Here is a 17,252-nt window from a genome sequence, read left to right on the forward strand (position 1 = left end):
GTCCTCACCCGAGAAGCCGGACGGCGCACTCGCGAAGAAACAGTCGCCGACGCGCGGTGTCTCTCACACCATCGGGCGTCCGGCGAGCTGAACCGTAGAACACCGACCGAAGGCATCATCACCGTGCGTACGTACACCCCCAAGCCTGGCGACGCCGACGCTCAGTGGCACATCATCGACGCCACTGACGTCGTGCTGGGTCGTCTCGCCAGCCAGACCGCCGCCCTGCTGCGCGGCAAGCACAAGCCGACCTTCGTCCCCCACCAGGACATGGGCGATCACGTCATCATCATCAACGCCGACAAGGTCACCGTCACCGGTGACAAGGCCTCCAAGAAGACCTACTGGCGGCACTCCGGCTTCCCGGGCGGCATCCGTTCGGCGAACTTCGAGCAGCTGATGGAGCGTCATCCCACCCGCGCGGTCGAGCAGGCCGTCAAGGGCATGGTGCCCCACAACAAGCTCGGTGCGGTCCAGCTGAAGAAGCTGCACGTCTACGCCGGCTCGGAGCACCCGCACACGGCCCAGAAGCCGAAGCCGTACGAGATCTCCCAGGTCGCTCAGTAGTCCTGGCCACCCGATCACGAAACATTTTCAAGGAGAACCGTGGCTCAGAACACTGAAGAGCTGAACGAAGCCGAGGGCCTGTCGCAGTACACCTCGGAGTCCACCGGCCCCGCCGCCGAGGAGACCGCCGGCGAGACCGAGCGCGCCCCGCTGACCATCGGCGGCGCCGCCGTCGGTCGTCGCAAGCGTGCTCGCGCCCGCGTCCGCCTGGTGCCCGGCACCGGCCAGTGGACCATCAACGGCCGCAGCCTGGAGGACTACTTCCCGAACAAGCTGCACCAGCAGGAGGTCAACGACCCCTTCACCCTGCTGGGCCTCGAGGGTGCCTATGACGTCATCGCCCGCATCGACGGCGGCGGCCCCTCCGGCCAGTCCGGCGCGATGCGCCTGGGCGTGGCCCGCGCGCTCAACGAGATCGACCGGGACCACAACCGTCCGGCGCTGAAGAAGGCCGGCTTCCTGTCCCGCGACGACCGCGCCGTCGAGCGCAAGAAGGCCGGTCTCAAGAAGGCCCGCAAGGCCCCGCAGTACTCCAAGCGATGAACCGCGCCTGCTCCACACGGCTTCGTCGTGGGGAGCCTCGCGGCCCGGCTCATCGCTCGGATCCCCAAGCGCTGAACATCGCTGGGATCCACAGGCGCTGAACCGCGTTCGCGGATCGACGAAGGCCCCGAGGACTCCGGTCCTCGGGGCCTTCGTGCGTCGGCCGGAGGGGCGTGTGGGGCGGGGCCCCCGCGCCGTGCGCGGCTCCGGCCCTCGGTCGGCGCTAGACTTGATCTCCATGGCACGACTCTTCGGAACCGACGGAGTGCGCGGGGTGGCCAATGAGCTGCTCACCGCCGAACTCACGCTCAGACTCTCCCAGGCGGCCGCCGCGGTCCTCGGCGCCGACGTCCCCGAGGGGCGGCGCCCGCTGGCTGTCGTCGCCCGCGACCCGCGCATCAGCGGCGACTACCTCGCCGCCGCCGTCGAGGCCGGACTGGCCAGCTCCGGGGTGGACGTCCACGACGCCGGCGTGCTGCCGACTCCGGCGGCCGCCTTCCTGGTCGCCGACGTCGACGCCGACTTCGGCGTGATGATCTCGGCCTCGCACAATCCGGCCGAGGACAACGGCATCAAATTCCTCGCCCGCGGCGGACAGAAGCTCGACGACGCCGCCGAGGACGCCATCGAAGAGCGCATGGGCCAGGACCCGCCGCGGCCCACCGGCGGCGACGTCGGGCGCGTGCGGCGCTTCGCCGACGCCGAGGACCGCTACCTGGTCCACCTGCTCGGCACGCTGGACGGCACGCGGCTCGACGGGCTGAAGGTCGTGCTGGACTGCGCCCACGGCGCCGCCAGCGGTTGTTCGCCGCAGGTCTTCACCGATGCGGGCGCCGAGGTCGTGGTGATCGGCGCCGACCCCGACGGCCTCAACATCAACGACGACTTCGGCTCGACCCACCTGGATAATCTCCAGGAGGCGGTGGTCAGCCATGGCGCGGACCTGGGCATCGCCCACGACGGCGACGCCGACCGCTGTCTGGCGGTCGACCACGCCGGCGCCATGGTCGACGGCGACGAGATCATGGGCATCCTGGCCGCCAAGCTGCAGGCGGAGGGCCGGCTGGCCGACGACACGCTCGTCGTCACGGTGATGAGCAACCTGGGCCTGAAGCTCGGCATGCGGGCCGCCGGCGTGCAGATCGTCGAGACCGGCGTCGGCGACCGCTACGTGCTGGAGGCCATGCGCTCCGGGGGATACTCGCTCGGCGGCGAGCAGTCGGGCCATCTGATCCTCTCCGAGCACGCCACCACCGGCGACGGCGTGCTCACCGGTCTGCAGCTGGCCGCCCGCGTCGCCTCCACCGGGTCGTCGCTGCGCGAGCTCGCCGATGCGGCGATGACTCGCCTGCCGCAGGTGCTGGTCAACGTCAAGGACGTGGACAAGGCGCGGGTGAAGTCCCATGAGGCGGTCCGGAGCGCGGTCGCCGAGGTCGAAGGCCGGCTCGGCGAGGCCGGCCGGGTGCTGCTGCGTCCCTCGGGGACCGAGCCGGTGGTCCGCGTGATGGTCGAGGCCACCACGGCGGAGATCGCGCAGTCCGAGTCCGAGTCGCTGGCCGAGGTGGTCCGCGCGGAGCTCGCCCTCTGAGGCCTCAGGACCGGTCGCGGGAGGATCCGGAGGAGCCGGTCTCGCGCTGCTCGGCGAGCAGATCGCGGATCTCGTGGAGCACCTGGAGGTTCGGGTCGACGTCCTCGGCGGCCGCGTCGCCCCGGCGGCGTTCGCGCGCTTCGCGATACCGGGTCATCGGCAGCACCACGGCGAAGTAGACGGCCGCGGCGACCAGCAGGAAGTTCACCAGCGCCGTCAGCAGCATCCCGAACTGCAGCAGATTGCCGTTGATCTCGACGACGGCGAAGTCGTCGAAGCTCGGCGAGCCCACCAGCGCCGAGATCAGCGGCATCAGCACGTGCTCGACGAGTGCGGTGATCACTGTGCCGAAGGCGGCCCCGATGACGACGGCGACCGCGAGGTCGACGACGTTCCCCTTCATGATGAAATCTCTGAATCCGGTGAGCATCCTCCGATGCTAGCCGCCGCGCGGCGTCGACGGGGTCCCCGCACCGCGTCCGGGCCGTCCCGTCGCCCCGGGACGGCTCGGCGGAGGCTCGTCGGCGGGCCCGATGCGGTCACCTAGAGTCGTGGCCTACGCTCGATCCATGGCCGCCCGTGTCGTTCACCCCGCCCCCGTCTCCTCGCCCCGGCCCGCATCGGTGGCGACGGCGTGCGCCGGGCTGCTCACCGGGCTCGTTCTGCTGAGCTCCTGCGCGGCTGCCCCCGACGGCGGCACGGGGGAGGAGCCCTCGACCGCGGTGCCGCCCTCGGACTCGCCCTCGAGCTCCTCCTCAGATACGTCGACGGGCGCGCCCTCGGGCTCATCGTCGGCGCAGGCCGCGGAGCAGTTCACAGTCTTCGCCGCCGGGGACGTGCTGCCCCACGGCAATGTCCTGGCCACAGCGCAGACCGACGGCGGCGCCTATGACTTCAGCCCGATGATGGCGGAGATGCAGGACTGGGTCTCCGGCGCGGATCTGGCGCTCTGCGGCATGGAGGTCCCGGTGGCCCCGCGGGGCCAGGAGCCGATCGGCTACCCGGTCTTCGGCGCCCCGGCCACCCTGGTCTCCGACCTCGCCGAACTCGGCTTCGACGGCTGCAGCACGGCGACCAACCACTCCATGGACCAGGGGATCGCCGGGCTCGAGCGCACGCTGGAGGTCTTCGACGAGCAGGGGCTGGGACATGTGGGCACCGCCCGCAGCGCCGAGGAGGCCGCGGCCCCGCAGACCTACAGGCTCGAACGCGGCGGACAGGAGGTCACCGTGGCCCATCTGTCCGCCACGCGCAACCGCAACGGGGCCCACGAGCTGCCCCAGGGGCGGGACTGGGCGCTCGACGAGTCCTCGCCCGAGGAGCTGACCGCCCGCGCCCGCGCCGCCCGCGAGGCCGGGGCCGACGTCGTCCTCGCCTCGGTGCACTGGGGAGAGGAGTACACCGACGGCCCGACGGCGGCGCAGCGCTCCTACGGCGAGGAGCTGGCCGCCGGCGGCGAGATCGACGTCGTGCTGGGCAGCCATTCGCACACGCCGCAGCCGATCGAGGTGCTCGACGGCGGCCCCGACGGCGAGGGCATGCAGACCGTCTGGTCGATGGGGAACTTCCTGACCAACCAGGACGAGGAATGCTGCGTGCAGGCCACGGCCACCGGCGCGGCGGTGCTGACGACCATCACTGTGCCCGAGGACGGCGATCCGCAGGTCACCGCCATGGACTGGACCCCGGTGACAGCGGACCGCGGCCCCCATGACGAAGGCTCCCACCGGGGCATCTGGCCGCTGGACGAGCTCGTCGCCGACGGCGTACCGGAGCAGCTGCAGCTCGGCGAGGAGCGGGTGCGCGCCCGGCTGGAGGGGATCGTCGAGGTGATGGGCGAGCAGCGCCACCGCACCGCCCCGCCCGAGCCGACCGGACCGGAACCTGCAGTCGAGCCGCGCCCCTGAACCGCGGTGCCGCGAGGCGGGGCCGGGCGACGGCGCCGGCGGCGGGCGCGGTCCGAGCTGGTCAGCCCTCGGCGCCGGGGTACTCGGCCGCGGCCGGCTCGCCCCAGCACTCCTCCAGCGTCACGCCGGCCTGATGCACCGCCCGGGCGGTCTCGACGCCGACATAGCGCAGATGCCAGGGCTCGTAGGAGTAGCCGGTGATGTCGGCCGCGCCCTCCGGGTAGTGGACGACCAAGCCGCGCTCGGTCGCATGCTCGGCCGCCCACTCGCCCTCCGGCGTGTCGCCGAAGCAGCCCTTCAGCTGGCAGTCATGGCTCGCGGCGACGTCCATCGCCAGGCCGGTCTGGTGCTCCGAGTAGCCCGGCCGTGCGGCGTACTCGTCGGCGACCTCGCGGCCCGAGGCCTCCAGCCGCTGATCCTAGAGCGCCTTCTGGTGGTCGTAGGTGCGGTATGCGGTGGTCACCTTCAACACATGGCCCTGCTGCTCCGCCGCGGCGACGAGCTCCTCCAGCGCGTCGGCGGCCTGCGGCCGCATCTCCTGGTCGGGGTAGACCATCTCGACGTCCAGGGCGCGGACCTCGGGCACGTAGTCCTGCGGCTGCAGCGGATCGCGCCGGTCGACCAGCACATGCTTCGACTCCGGATCTCGGGAGGCCGAGCTCACCGCGTCCGCGGCGGCATCGGTGCCGCCGGCGACCAGCCCTCAGGCTCCGAGACCCAGCGCGACCGCCAGGTCGACGAACAGAGTCCGACAGGCCCCGCGCTATGCCATGGGGTCGACGCCGGGCCCGCGCCTCGGGGCGCCGTGCGCCGCAGGCGGGGCCTCAGACCTTGCGCAGCAGCACCCGCGAGACCGAGTGGTCGCGGCTCTTGCTCATCACCAGTCGGGCCCTCGACCGGGTCGGCTGGATGTTCTCGCGCAGGTTGGGCCCGTTGATCCGGTTCCAGATGTCGGTGGCCCGCTGCACGGCCTCCTCGTCGGAGAGGTAGGAGTACTGGTGGAAGTAGCTCTCCGGGTTCGCGAAGGCGCCGTGGCGCCACCGCATGAAGCGGTCCACGTACCACTGCTCGATGTGCGCCGGATTGGCGTCCACGTAGATCGAGAAGTCGAAGAAGTCGCTGAGCGCCAGCCCGGTGGTCCCGTCGGCGCGGACCCTGGCCGGCTGCAGGACGTTGAGCCCTTCGACGATCAGCACGTCGGGGCTGCGGATGACGACTTCGCGGTCCGGGACGATGTCGTAGTGCAGATGCGAGTACCACGGGGCGCGGACCTCGGGCTTGCCGGACTTGACCTCCGAGACCATGCGCAGCAGCTTCCGCCGGTCATAGGCCTCCGGGAAGCCCTTGCGCTCCATCAGTCCGCGTCGGCGCAGCTCGGCATTGGGGTGCAGGAAGCCGTCGGTGGTGACCAGCTCCACCCGCGGAGTCGACGGCCAGCGGCGCAGCAGCTCCTGCAGCACGCGGGCGCTGGTGGACTTGCCGACGGCGACCGAGCCGGCCACGCCGATGACGAAGGGCGTCCGCCGGGTGGTCCCGCCCAGGAAGTCGTTGGTGGCCGCACGCAGATGGGCCGCCGACTCGACGTAGATGGACAGCAGCCGGCTCAGCGGCAGATAGACCTGGGCGACCTCATCCAGGGAGAGGTGCTCGCCGATGCCGCGGAGCCGGTCGACGTCGTCCTGGTTCAGCGGCTGCTCAAGCCGGTGGGCCAGCCGGGCCCAGTCGCGGCGGGCCAGCTCGACGAACGGGCTGTAATGCTCGGAGCCGCCGCGGGCCGGAGAGCCGGCCCAGGGGGCGGTGCCGGCGACCTCCGCGGGGAGCGGCCCCGTGGGGTGCGGCTCGCTGGGGATCGGCGCCGCGGGGCGCGGATCATCGTTCGAGTGCGAAGACACGGGAACACGATACGCTATGAGACATGTGTGGAATCGTCGGCTACATCGGCCGCCCCGAGAAGACATCTGACCACGCGGCGCTCGACGTCCTGCTCGAAGGACTGCGCCGTCTCGAGTACCGAGGCTACGACTCTGCAGGCGTCGCGACCGTCTCAGCCGGCAGCGTCGAGACTCGCAAGAAGGCCGGCAAGCTCGTCAACCTGGAGGACGAGATCGCCTCCAGCCCGGTCGCGGAGTCCCCGGTCGGCATCGGTCACACCCGCTGGGCCACCCACGGCGGGCCGAACGACCTGAACGCCCACCCCCACCTGGGCGACGGCGGCAAGCTCGCCGTCATCCATAACGGCATCATCGAGAACTTCGCCGAGCTGAAGGCCGGCCTGACCGCCGAGGGCATCACCTTCGCCTCGCAGACCGACACCGAGGTCGCCGCCCAGCTGATCGGTCACCACTTCGCCGGCGACGCCGCCGGGGACCTGACCGAGGCGATGCGTCTGGCCTGCGGGCAGCTCGAGGGCGCCTTCACCCTGCTCGCCGTCCACGCCGACCAGCCCGACCGCGTCGTCGCCGCCCGCCGCAACTCGCCGCTGGTGGTCGGCCTGGGCGAGGGCGAGAACTTCCTCGGCTCCGACGTCTCTGGATTCATCGACTTCACCCGTGAGGCCGTGGAGCTCGCGCAGGACCAGATCGTGACGATCACCAGCGAGCAGCTGGACATCATCGGCTTCGACGGCCGGCCCGCCGAGGGCCGGCGCTTCACCGTCGACTGGGACGCCGCGGCCGCCGAGAAGGGCGGCTACGACACCTTCATGGAGAAGGAGATCAACGAGCAGCCCAAGGCGGTGGAGGACACTCTGCTGGGCCGCACCGACGCCGACGGCCGCCTGGTCCTCGACGAGCTGCGCATCGACGCCGAGGACCTGAAGGCCGTGCAGAAGATCATCGTGCTGGCCTGCGGCACCGCCGCCTACGCCGGCACCGTGGCCAAATACGCCATCGAGCACTGGACCCGCGTGCCGGTGGAGGTCGAGCTCGCCCACGAGTTCCGCTACCGCGACCCGATCATCGACGAGACGACGCTGGTCGTGTCCATCTCGCAGTCCGGCGAGACCATGGACACCCTCATGGCGGTGCGCTACGCCAAGGAGCAGGGCGCGAAGACGCTGGCCATCTGCAACACCAACGGCTCGACCATCCCGCGCGAGTCCGACGCGGTGCTCTACCTGCATGCCGGCCCGGAGATCGCCGTGGCCTCCACCAAGGCCTTCCTGGCGATGATCGCGGCCTCCTACCTGCTGGGCCTGTACCTCGCCCAGCTGCGCGGCCAGCTCTTCCAGGGCCAGATCACCGACATCCTCGCCGACCTGCACAGCATCCCCGCCAAGATCGAGCAGATCCTCGACGACTCGGGGCAGATCAAGCAGCTCGCCCGGGACATGGCCGAGACCCCGTCGGTGCTGTTCCTGGGCCGCCACGTCGGCTACCCGGTCGCGATGGAGGGTGCGCTGAAGCTCAAGGAGCTGGCCTACATCCACGCCGAGGGCTTCGCCGCCGGCGAGCTCAAGCACGGCCCCATCGCGCTGATCGACGAGGGCCAGCCGGTCTTCGTCGTCGTCCCCTCGCCGCGGGGCCGCCACTCGCTGCACTCCAAGGTGGTCTCCAACATCCAGGAGGTCCGCGCCCGCGGGGCGAGGACCATCACCGTCGCCGAGGAGGGCGACGCGACGGTCGAGGACTTCTCCGAGTCCGTCTTCCGGGTGCCGGAGACCCAGCCGCTGCTGATGCCGCTGCTGACCACGGTGCCGCTGCAGATCTTCGCCTGCGCGCTGGCCGCGGAGAAGGGCTACGACGTCGATCAGCCGCGCAATCTGGCCAAATCTGTCACCGTCGAGTGATCTCGAGCAGGTGACCGGGCGCTGACGCGCCGGACCGCCGGGCCCCGCACCGCCCGCCGTCGTCGAGACCCTCGACGACCGTCGGCGGCGCGGGGCCCGGCGTCGCCGTGCGGGAGCGCAGGTCGGGCGAGCGCGCCCGACGACCATGTCGAGGGAGGACCACACGTGATCATCGGGATCGGCGTCGACGTCGTCGAGGTCAGTCGCTTCGGCGGCCAGCTGGGCCGTGCGCCGGGGCTGCGCGAGCGACTGTTCACCGACGCCGAGCGCGGGCTTCCGCTGCGCTCGCTGGCCGCACGCTTCGCGGCCAAGGAGGCCGTGGCCAAGGCGCTGGGCGCCCCGGCGGGGATGTCCTGGCAGCACTGCGAGATCGTCGTCGACGCCTCCGGCGCGCCGCGCGTGGCCGTCACCGGCACAGTGGAGGCCGTCGCCGAGCGGCGCGGCGTCGCATACTGGCATCTGTCGCTGTCGCACGACGGCGACGTCGCGACCGCGATGGTGGTCGCCGAGGGGAGGAGCTGATCATGAGCATGCCGATGAGGCGCAGGCCTGCGACGCGCACGACGGCGTCGAGGCCGCGTCCGACGCCGGCCCCCGCGCCGATCGCACCCGGCGGCGCGGGCCGGTCCGGAGCGTCCGCCGCGCCCGGCGGAGCCGGGGGTGGACCCCGACGCGCCGAGGTCCCGCTGATCCCGCTGCACACCGCCGCGCAGGTTCGGGCGGCCGAGGCCCCGCTGGTCGAGGCCGGCCACGGCGAGACGCTGATGCGCCGAGCCGCCCACGCCCTCGCCCAGGAGGTCCTGGATCGCCTGGAGACCGGCTGCGGGCGGGTCTACGGCGCCGTCGTCGTCGGACTGATCGGGTCCGGCAGCAACGGCGGGGACGGGCTGCACGCGCTGGCGAAGCTGCGCCGCCGCGGCGTCGACGCCCGCGCGGTGCTGCTGCGCGAGGATGTGCATCCCGACGGGCTGGCGGCCTTCCGCGCCGTCGGCGGACGCATCGTCGAGGTGATCCCGGCGAGCACCGAGGTGCTGCTCGACGCGATCATCGGCACCGGATCGCGCAGCGGCTTCACCCTTCCGGACGTCGAAGGGCTCGCCGAGCTGCTGGAGTGCCGCCGGGAGTCCATCGTCGACGAGCGCCGACCCCAGGTCGTCGCCTGCGACGTGCCCTCCGGGGTCGACGTCGACACCGGCACCGTCGCCGGCGACGTCATCGAGGCCGACTGCACGGTGACCTTCGGCGGCTGCAAGACCGGGCTGGTGATCGGCGCCGGGTCGCAGGCCGCCGGCGTGGTGCGCACCGTGCCCATCGGCATCGAGGCGAATCTCGAGCTGCCGGTCCGCTGGCTGGTCGGCGAGGACCAGTCGGTGGGCTCCGAGGCCGGTCAGCGTCGTCGGCGCGGCCAGTGCGCCCCGGGCGGCGACGAGCGGCCGGCTCCGCTGGTGCGGCCGCGTCCGGCGGACGGCGACCACAAGTATTCGCGGGGGGCGGTCCACGTGATCGCCGGCTCCCGGGAGTTCCCCGGCGCCGCGCAGCTGACCTCGGCCGCGGCGGTGTCCACCGGAGTGGGCATGGTCGTGCTGCAGGCGCCGGAGGAGGTCCGCGACCGGCTGGTGACGATGATGCCGGAGGTGGTCACCACCTCCGGCCGGGGCAGCTCGGTGCTGCAGCGGGCGACGGCGGCGGCCGTCGGCCCGGGCATCGGCCGCGACGTCTTCCAGCTGGCGGCCCTGGGCCGCGCCCTGGAATGGGCGGGGCCGGGACGACCCTGCGTCATCGACGCCTCGGCGCTGTCGCATCTCAACGACTCCTCCTTCACCGACGTCGAGCTCGGTCCGCATGTGCTGCTCACCCCGCACCTCGGCGAGATCCGCGGGGTGATGGCCGACCTCGACCGCGACGACCTGATCGAGCTGCTGGAGTCCGATCCGGCCGCCGCCGTCGAGCAGCTGGCCGAGCAGCTGGAGGTCACCGTGCTGCTGAAGGGCCCCAGCACCGTCATCGCGGCCCCGGACGCGCCGACAGTGGTCCACCGCGTCGACGCCCCGGGACTGGCGACCGCCGGCAGCGGCGACGTGCTCACCGGCATCATCGGCGCGCTGGCCGCCGTGCGGCCCGAGGAGCCGATGTGGCGCACCGCCGCGCTGGGCGTGCGCATCCATGCCCAGGCGGCCGGTCGGATCGACCCCTTCGGGTGCGGGGCCTTCGGCGCCGGACGCCTGGTCGAGGCGGTCAGCCCGACGTCGGGCACTGTCGCCGTCGGCGTCGACCACCGGGCCTGAACGGCGCGGCCGCCCCGATCTGGAAGAATGTGATGACGATGACATCTGCCGCCGCTCGCCCCGGACCTCGCCACCTGCTGCGCCGCCTGATCACCGCACTGGTCGCAGTGCTGGTCGCCACTCTGGTCGTGGTGGTGATCGCGCTGCCGGTGGACCTGATCACCGGCTTCCTGGCCCCGGAGACTCTGTTGTCCGGGCTCGGCGGCTATCTCTGGCTGCTGACTCCGGTCGCGGCCGTCTCCGGTCTCCTCGGCGCGGCAGTGGGCACGGCCTCGCAGTGGCTCTCGGCCTCCACGCCCCGAGCCGCGGCGATGGTCTCCGGGATCAGTGCGGCCGCGGTGCCGCTGCTGGCCACCTTCGCGCTGCTCTGGTCGCCGCTGATCGCCGTGCTCCAGGTGCTGTGGATCGTCGTGATCGGCCTCGCCGCCGGGTGGGCCAGCTGGCACGCCGACCGGCGGGGGCGGCCGCAGTCATGACGGCCGCTCCTCGTAGAGTAGAGGGCATGAGTACCGTCAGCGGCACAGCCGTGCCCGAGGTCCACGCCCCGGAGCGCGCGGCGATCATCGATCCCGCCGCCATCCGGCACAACGTGGCCACGATCGCCGCCTACGTCCGGCCCGCGAAGGTCATGGTCGCCGTCAAGGCCGACGGCTACGGCCACGGGGCGGTGACCGCCGCGCACGCCGCCGTCGACGGCGGCGCCGACTGGATCGGCGTCGCCCACGTCACCGAGGCGCTGCAGCTGCGCGCCGCCGGGATCGAGGCGCCGATGCTGGCCTGGCTGCACACGGCCCGCACCGACTTCGCCGAGGCGATCTCCCAGGACGTGGACCTGGGGATCTCCGGCTGGGAGATCGACGAGGTCGCCGCCGCGGCCGAGCAGCTGCAGACGCCGGCGCATGTGCATCTGAAGGTCGACACCGGTCTGGGACGCAACGGCTGCACTCCGGAGCGTTGGCCGGAGCTGGTGGCCCGCGCCGTCGAGTTCCAGGACCGCGGGCTGATGAGCGTGGTGGGACTGTTCACCCATCTGGCCGTCGCCGACGAGCCCGATCGGCGGGAGACCGACGAGCAGCTCGAGGTCTATCGCTGGGCGGTGGAGACCGCCGAAGAGGCGGGGCTGAGCGTCTCGCTGCGGCATGTGGCCAACACCCCGGCCGCGCTGTCCCGGCCGGATGCGCACTTCGACATGGTCCGCGTCGGCGTCGGCGTCTACGGGCAGAGCCCCTTCGTCGACCGCTCGGCCGAGGACCTCGGGCTGGAGCCGGCGATGGAGCTGCGGACGACAGTGGCCAACGTCAAGCAGGTCCCGGCCGGCCAGGGCATCAGCTACGGACTGACCCACCGGGTGGACCGGCCGACGTCCCTGGCGCTGATCCCGATGGGCTACGGCGACGGCGTGCCGCGGATCGCCGTCCACGCCCCGGTGCGGATCGGGGAACGGACGTACCAGTCGGCCGGCCGTGTGGCGATGGACCAGTTCGTCGTCGACCTCGAGGACGTCGACACCGAGGTCTCGGTGGGCGACGACGTCGTGCTCTTCGGCGGCGACTCCGGCATCTCGGCCGCCGACTGGGGCGCGGCCGCGCAGACGATCAATTACGAGATCATCACCCGCATCGGCTCCCGCGTGCCCCGGCAGGTGATCGATTCCGAGCGCGGCCGGCCCGACGACGTGCCGACGGGCACGGCATCGGGCCCGGCATCGGGCACGACGTCGGGCGGCACGACCGGGGGCGCGTGGTGAGCGGGGCCGCGACGCCGGCGGATCCGCAGTGGCGGCTCGAGCGGCGGCTCGACGATCTGCAGTCCACCGAAGAGTTCGCGCAGGCGCTGGCCGCGGAGCTGCGCGCCGGCGACGTGCTGATCCTCACCGGCGGTCTCGGTGCGGGCAAGACGACCTTCACCCAGGCGCTGGCCGCGGCGCTGGGAGTCTCCGGGCGGGTGAGTTCGCCGACCTTCGTGCTCAGCCGGATCCACCGCGCGGAGCACGACGGGCCCGACCTGGTCCACGTCGACGCCTATCGCACCGACGCCGCCGGTGTGGAGGGCCTGGACCTGGTCTCCACGCGCGAGCGGTCGGTGACCGTGGTCGAGTGGGGCCGCGGCGTGGTCGAGGAGGCGCTGGTCGGCGTCGACGGCTCCTGGCTCGACCTGGAGCTGGTGGATCCCGCCCTTCCCGCCGCCCCCGGCACGACGACGCCGCAGGCCGCCGGCTCCGGGAACGGCTCCGCGCCCTCCGACGGTGACGACGCCCCGGAGATCATCACCGACTTCTCCGAGTCGGAGGCCGATGTGTTCGGCCGCAGCCGTCGGGCGGTGCTGTGCGGCCACGGCCCCCGCTGGTCCGCCCCGCCGGCCGGTCTGCCCGGCTGAGGGTCGCCCGCTGAGGGGCGTCCACGGGAGGACGCCGGCTGAGGGACGCTGCCTGAGGGACGCCGCCTGAGGGATGCCGGCCCGGCCGCGGCCCACGGCATCGGCGAGGTTCGGAGCGCCGGGCCGTCGCGTCAGGGCTGGCGTCCGGCATGGTCTCTGACGCTCCCTCGCAGTCCTGCACCGCGCCCGGCGATCCCGCGCCGCCTCGAGCCTCGGGAATCTCGCACGGTGCCGCATCGAGTCGCCGAGGTTGCGTATGTTCCGGATCACATTTTCAATAGTCAGGACGTGAGTACCACTTGATGAAATTGATGTGGGTCACGTCATGACGTGGCGACTGCGCCCCCGGGCGGTCGATCACGCCAGCCCTTCCCATACACCGTCGAGAACGAGGTGAGCCGAGAGTGTCCGAACTCCTCAACCCGGTCGTGCTCTCCGTGCTGGTCCTGGCCGTGCTGAGCCTGGCACGGGTCAATGTCGTCGTCGCCCTGCTGATCGCCGCCCTGGTGGCCGGTCTGACCGGAGGGCTGTCCATCGAAGAGACCTTCAACACGCTGGTCGAGGGCCTGGGAGGCCAGGGCGAGACCGCCCTGAGCTACATCCTGCTGGGCACGCTGGCGGTGATGGTCTCCCGCTCGGGGCTGACCGAGAAGCTCATCCGCAGGGTCCTGCCGCTGCTCAAGGGCCCGCGGGCGGTGGTGCTCTTCGCCATCGCGGGGCTGGCGAGCCTCTCGCAGAACCTCGTGCCGGTGCACATCGCCTTCATCCCCATCCTGATCCCGCCGCTGCTGGCGGTCTTCGACCGTCTGCAGGTCGACCGGCGAGCCATCGCCACGGCGCTGACCTTCGGGCTGAAGGCGCCCTACCTGCTCGTCCCGCTGGGCTTCGGCCTCATCTTCCAGGGCATCGTCGCCGACGAGATGACCAAACACGGCATGGAGATCTCGGTCGGACGGATCCCGCTGGCCATGGCCATCCCGGTGGGCGGGATGGTCGTCGGCCTCGCGGTGGCCGTATTGATCACCTATCGGAAGCCGCGCGTGTACTCGACGGTCGCCGCCGGCTCCGGCGGCGCGGCGCTGCCCGATCCCGAGTCCACCGCGGCGGGCGAGGCTCCGACGACGCGCTGGGGGCGCGGCGACGTCGTGGTGCTGCTGGGGCTGGCGGTGACGCTGGTGCTGCAGCTGGTCTACAGCTCGCTGGTGATCGCCGCTCTGGCCGGCATCCTGGTGATCTTCCTGCTGCGCGCAGAGTCCTGGCGCGACGGCGACCCGATCATCGACCGCGGCGTGGCCATGATGGGCACGATCGCCTTCATCATGCTCATCGCCTCCGGCTACGCCGGGGTGCTCACCGAGACCGGCGCCGTGGAGTCGCTGGTCTCGGCGGCCGGCGACTGGATCGGGGGCAGCCAGCTGCTCGCCGCGGTGACGCTGATGCTGGTGGGCATGCTGGTGACCATGGGCATCGGCACCTCCTTCGGCACTGTGCCGGTGCTCGCGGCGATCTTCGTGCCGCTGGCGGCGAGTCTGGGCTTCAGCCCGCTGGCGACCGCCGCGCTCATCGGGGCGGCCGGCGGCATCGGCGACGCCGGCTCCCCGGCCTCGGACAGCACGCTGGGCCCGACGTCGGGGCTGAATGCCGACGGCCAGCACAACCACATCTGGGACACCTGCGTGCCGACCTTCCTGCATTACAACATCCCGCTGTTCCTCGGCGGGGTCGTCGCGGCGATGGTGCTCTGAGCATCCCTCCCGGAGGCGATGACTCGGCGGGACGGGTGGGAATGTGACGGCATCCCCACGCTTTCCGCGGAGTCATCCCCGAGTGAAGGGCGACGTCGGCGAGCCGATAGCATGGAGGGGTGCTGCTCGCGATCGACTCCTCCGCCGGGGCCTCGGCCGCCGTCACCGACGGCGAGACCGTGCTGGCCCATCGGCGCACCGATGCCACCACCACCCACGCCGAAGTCCTCGCCCCGGCCGTGCGTGAGGTGCTGATCGAAGCCGGGATCCGCGGCGCGGAGCTCGACGGCGTCGTCGTCGGCGTCGGGCCCGGACCCTTCACCGGTCTGCGCGTCGGGCTGGTGCTGGCCCACAGCCTGGCCGAGGCCTGGGACCTGCCGCTGCACGGCATCGGCAGCCTGGAGTCCCTCGCCCGACGCGCGGCCCGCCACGGGCTGACCGGCGAGTTCCTCGTCACCGCCGACGCCCGACGCCGCGAGGTCCACTGGGCGCGCTGCCGCGCCGCCGCCGGCGCCGCCGAGCTGCTCGACGGCCCGCACGTCGGCCCGGCCCCCGACCCGGCCGCCCGCGGCCTCGGCGACCTGCCGGCCGTCGGCCGCGGCGTCTCGCTCTACCCCGAGGACCTGGCCCCGGCGCCGGGTCTTCCCGAGGACGCCGCCCGCTGGACCGCCGACGCCGCCGAGCTGGGCCAGCTCGCCGCCGCCGGCGCGGTGCTGCGCGATCCGCTGCCGCTGTACCTGCGCGAATCCGACGCGGTGGCGCCGACGGCGCGGAAGGCGGTCTCATGAGCACCGGAACGCACGAGGAGCCCGCCGCCACGACCGTCCGCGCGATGACTGAGGACGACGTCGCCGCCGTCCTGGCGCTGGAGCAGCGACTCTTCCCGCACGACGCCTGGCCGGAGTCCTTCTTCCGCGAGGAGCTCGCCGAAGTCGCCTCCGGCACCCGGCAGTACTGGGTCGTCGTCGACGCCGACGGGGCGGTGCTCGGCTACGCCGGACTGATGTGCGTGCTGCCGCTGGCCGACGTGCAGACGCTGGCGGTGGCCCCCGAGGCCCAGGGCCGCGGGCTGGGCACGCGGCTGCTGCGGCTGCTGGTGGACACCGCCGCCGCGCGCCGCGCCGACCAGGTGCTGCTCGAAGTCCGGGCCGACAACCCCGGGGCCCAGGCCCTCTACGCCCGCGAAGGCTTCGCGGCCATCCACACCCGCCCGCGCTACTACCCCGACGGGGCGGACGCGCTGATCATGCAGAAGCCGCTGCGCGATCTCGACGCGCCGACGTCGGCCTCGACGCTGAGGAGCTGAGATGACCCCCGCTGCCACCGAAGAGACGTCCGGCGCCGCCGGCGCGCCGGAAGCCCCGCTGGTGCTCGGCATCGAGACCTCCTGCGACGAGACCGGAGTGGGCATCGTCCGCGGCACCGAGCTGCTGGCCAACGCGGTCTCCTCCTCGATGGAGGAACATGTCCGCTTCGGCGGGGTCATCCCGGAGATCGCCGCCCGCGCCCATCTGGAGGCCTTCCTGCCCACGCTGCGCCGGGCGCTGACGGCCGCCGGAGTGGAGCTCGACGACGTCGACGCCGTCGCCGTCACCGCCGGGCCCGGACTCGCCGGAGCGCTGATGGTCGGCGTCTCGGCGGCCAAAGGGCTGGCGCTGGCCGCCGAGAAGCCGCTCTACGGGGTCAACCATCTCGTCGCCCACGTCGGTGTCGGGCTGCTGGTGGGCCAGGACAGCGCAGACGGCGCCGGCGGCGACGAGGCCGCCGCGGCGCTGCCGCCGCGCACCGGCGCGCTGCTGGTCTCCGGCGGGCACACCGAGATCCTGCGCGTCGGCTCGCTGACCGACGACGTCGAGCTGCTCGGCGCGACCATCGACGACGCCGCCGGCGAGGCCTACGACAAGGTCGCCCGGCTGCTCGGCCTGGGCTACCCGGGCGGGCCGGCCATCGACCGGGCGGCCGCCGACGGCGACCCGGCGGCCTTCCGCTTCCCGCGGGCGCTGACCATGCCGAAGTTCGTCGGCACGGCGGAGGAGCCCGGGAAGCATCGGCACGACTGGTCCTTCTCCGGCCTGAAGACCGCCGTGGCCCGGGCGGTGGAGCAGTTCGAGGCCGCCGGCCGCGAGGTGCCGACCGCCGACATCGCCGCGAGCTTCCAGGAGGCGGTGGTCGACGTGCTCACCGCCAAGGCTGTCCGCGCCGCGACCGAGCACGAGCTGACCACGCTGCTGCTCGGCGGGGGAGTGGCCGCCAACCGCCGGCTGCGCGAGCTGCTCGCGCAGCGCTGCGCGGCGGCCGGCCTCGAGCTGCGCATCCCGCCGGTGAGCCTGTGCACCGACAACGGGGCGATGGTCGCCGCGCTCGGCGCCCAGCTGGTCGCCGCCGGCGTCGCGCCCTCGGCGCTGGACATCGGCGCCGACTCCTCCCAGGCGGTGGAGCGCATCAGCGTCTGAG

At 72.6% G+C, this 17,252-nt stretch carries 16 protein-coding genes and 1 pseudogene; 14 read left to right on the plus strand and 3 right to left on the minus strand.

What is annotated here, in order from left to right; all coding sequences use genetic code 11:
- Window positions 1–123: 123 nt before the first annotated feature.
- The 3 genes from rplM to glmM all read left to right on the plus strand — a co-directional run bounded on the left by rplM (window position 124) and on the right by glmM (window position 2,698).
- On the plus strand, window positions 124–567 hold the full coding sequence (gene rplM / locus GCL72_RS01190; protein WP_153142890.1) for a 50S ribosomal protein L13: 444 nt from the start codon (window positions 124–126) through the stop codon (window positions 565–567).
- A 39-nt stretch (window positions 568–606) separates the two neighbouring features.
- Window positions 607–1,110 carry a 30S ribosomal protein S9 gene (gene rpsI, locus GCL72_RS01195; protein ID WP_010524159.1) on the plus strand — a complete coding sequence of 168 codons (504 nt, stop codon included), beginning with the start codon at window positions 607–609 and terminating at the stop codon, window positions 1,108–1,110.
- Between the two features lie 238 nt (window positions 1,111–1,348).
- Complete coding sequence (gene glmM, locus GCL72_RS01200; RefSeq protein ID WP_153142891.1) at window positions 1,349–2,698, plus strand: phosphoglucosamine mutase; 1,350 nt, start codon at window positions 1,349–1,351, stop codon at window positions 2,696–2,698.
- Window positions 2,699–2,702: 4 nt separating this feature from the next.
- On the opposite strand, the gene mscL is transcribed toward glmM, so the two are convergent.
- Entirely contained in the window at window positions 2,703–3,128 is a 426-nt protein-coding gene (gene mscL, locus GCL72_RS01205) for a large conductance mechanosensitive channel protein MscL (protein ID WP_153142892.1), read from the minus strand.
- A 139-nt stretch (window positions 3,129–3,267) separates the two neighbouring features.
- Here mscL and GCL72_RS01210 point away from each other — a divergent pair, with 139 nt between their 5' ends.
- Window positions 3,268–4,605, plus strand: coding sequence for a CapA family protein (locus GCL72_RS01210; protein WP_153142893.1), 1,338 nt, complete (start codon window positions 3,268–3,270; stop codon window positions 4,603–4,605).
- A gap of 61 nt (window positions 4,606–4,666) precedes the next feature.
- On the opposite strand, the pseudogene GCL72_RS01215 reads toward GCL72_RS01210, so the two are convergent.
- Both GCL72_RS01215 and coaA read right to left on the minus strand, forming a co-directional pair.
- Window positions 4,667–5,161, minus strand: a pseudogene (locus GCL72_RS01215) (M15 family metallopeptidase).
- A 268-nt stretch (window positions 5,162–5,429) separates the two neighbouring features.
- Window positions 5,430–6,497 carry a type I pantothenate kinase gene (gene coaA, locus GCL72_RS01225; RefSeq protein ID WP_153142896.1) on the minus strand — a complete coding sequence of 356 codons (1,068 nt, stop codon included), beginning with the start codon at window positions 6,495–6,497 and terminating at the stop codon, window positions 5,430–5,432.
- Between the two features lie 23 nt (window positions 6,498–6,520).
- Here coaA and glmS point away from each other — a divergent pair, with 23 nt between their 5' ends.
- The 10 genes from glmS (at window position 6,521) to tsaD (ending at window position 17,251) form a co-directional block, all read left to right on the plus strand.
- Window positions 6,521–8,392 (plus strand): glutamine--fructose-6-phosphate transaminase (isomerizing), encoded by a 1,872-nt coding sequence (glmS, locus tag GCL72_RS01230; protein ID WP_153142897.1) that lies wholly within the window; start codon window positions 6,521–6,523, stop codon window positions 8,390–8,392.
- A gap of 165 nt (window positions 8,393–8,557) precedes the next feature.
- Window positions 8,558–8,914, plus strand: a complete 357-nt coding sequence (locus GCL72_RS01235; protein WP_153142898.1) for a holo-ACP synthase — start codon at window positions 8,558–8,560, stop codon at window positions 8,912–8,914.
- Window positions 8,915–8,916: 2 nt separating this feature from the next.
- Window positions 8,917–10,677: an NAD(P)H-hydrate dehydratase gene (locus tag GCL72_RS01240; RefSeq protein ID WP_153142899.1), complete on the plus strand. Its 1,761-nt coding sequence runs from the start codon at window positions 8,917–8,919 to the stop codon at window positions 10,675–10,677.
- A 38-nt stretch (window positions 10,678–10,715) separates the two neighbouring features.
- Window positions 10,716–11,153, plus strand: coding sequence for a hypothetical protein (locus GCL72_RS01245; RefSeq protein ID WP_153142900.1), 438 nt, complete (start codon window positions 10,716–10,718; stop codon window positions 11,151–11,153).
- 26 nt (window positions 11,154–11,179) lie between these two features.
- Window positions 11,180–12,424, plus strand: coding sequence for an alanine racemase (gene alr, locus GCL72_RS01250; RefSeq protein ID WP_246160952.1), 1,245 nt, complete (start codon window positions 11,180–11,182; stop codon window positions 12,422–12,424).
- On the plus strand, window positions 12,421–13,053 hold the full coding sequence (gene tsaE / locus GCL72_RS01255) for a tRNA (adenosine(37)-N6)-threonylcarbamoyltransferase complex ATPase subunit type 1 TsaE (RefSeq protein ID WP_153142901.1): 633 nt from the start codon (window positions 12,421–12,423) through the stop codon (window positions 13,051–13,053). The genes alr and tsaE overlap by 4 nt, the downstream gene beginning before the upstream one ends.
- Window positions 13,054–13,457: 404 nt before the next feature.
- Entirely contained in the window at window positions 13,458–14,798 is a 1,341-nt protein-coding gene (locus tag GCL72_RS01260; protein ID WP_153142902.1) for a Na+/H+ antiporter family protein, read from the plus strand.
- A 119-nt stretch (window positions 14,799–14,917) separates the two neighbouring features.
- The gene (tsaB, locus tag GCL72_RS01265; RefSeq protein ID WP_153142903.1) at window positions 14,918–15,586 is read left to right on the plus strand and encodes a tRNA (adenosine(37)-N6)-threonylcarbamoyltransferase complex dimerization subunit type 1 TsaB; all 669 of its coding nucleotides are present in this window, start codon (window positions 14,918–14,920) and stop codon (window positions 15,584–15,586) included.
- On the plus strand, window positions 15,583–16,104 hold the full coding sequence (gene rimI / locus GCL72_RS01270; RefSeq protein ID WP_153142904.1) for a ribosomal protein S18-alanine N-acetyltransferase: 522 nt from the start codon (window positions 15,583–15,585) through the stop codon (window positions 16,102–16,104). The genes tsaB and rimI overlap by 4 nt, the downstream gene beginning before the upstream one ends.
- Window position 16,105: 1 nt before the next feature.
- Entirely contained in the window at window positions 16,106–17,251 is a 1,146-nt protein-coding gene (gene tsaD / locus GCL72_RS01275; RefSeq protein WP_153142905.1) for a tRNA (adenosine(37)-N6)-threonylcarbamoyltransferase complex transferase subunit TsaD, read from the plus strand.
- Window position 17,252: the final 1 nt, after the last annotated feature.

The sequence above is a fragment of the Nesterenkonia halophila genome, assembly GCF_009467795.1.
Taxonomy (GTDB): Bacteria; Actinomycetota; Actinomycetes; order Actinomycetales; family Micrococcaceae; genus Nesterenkonia; species Nesterenkonia halobia.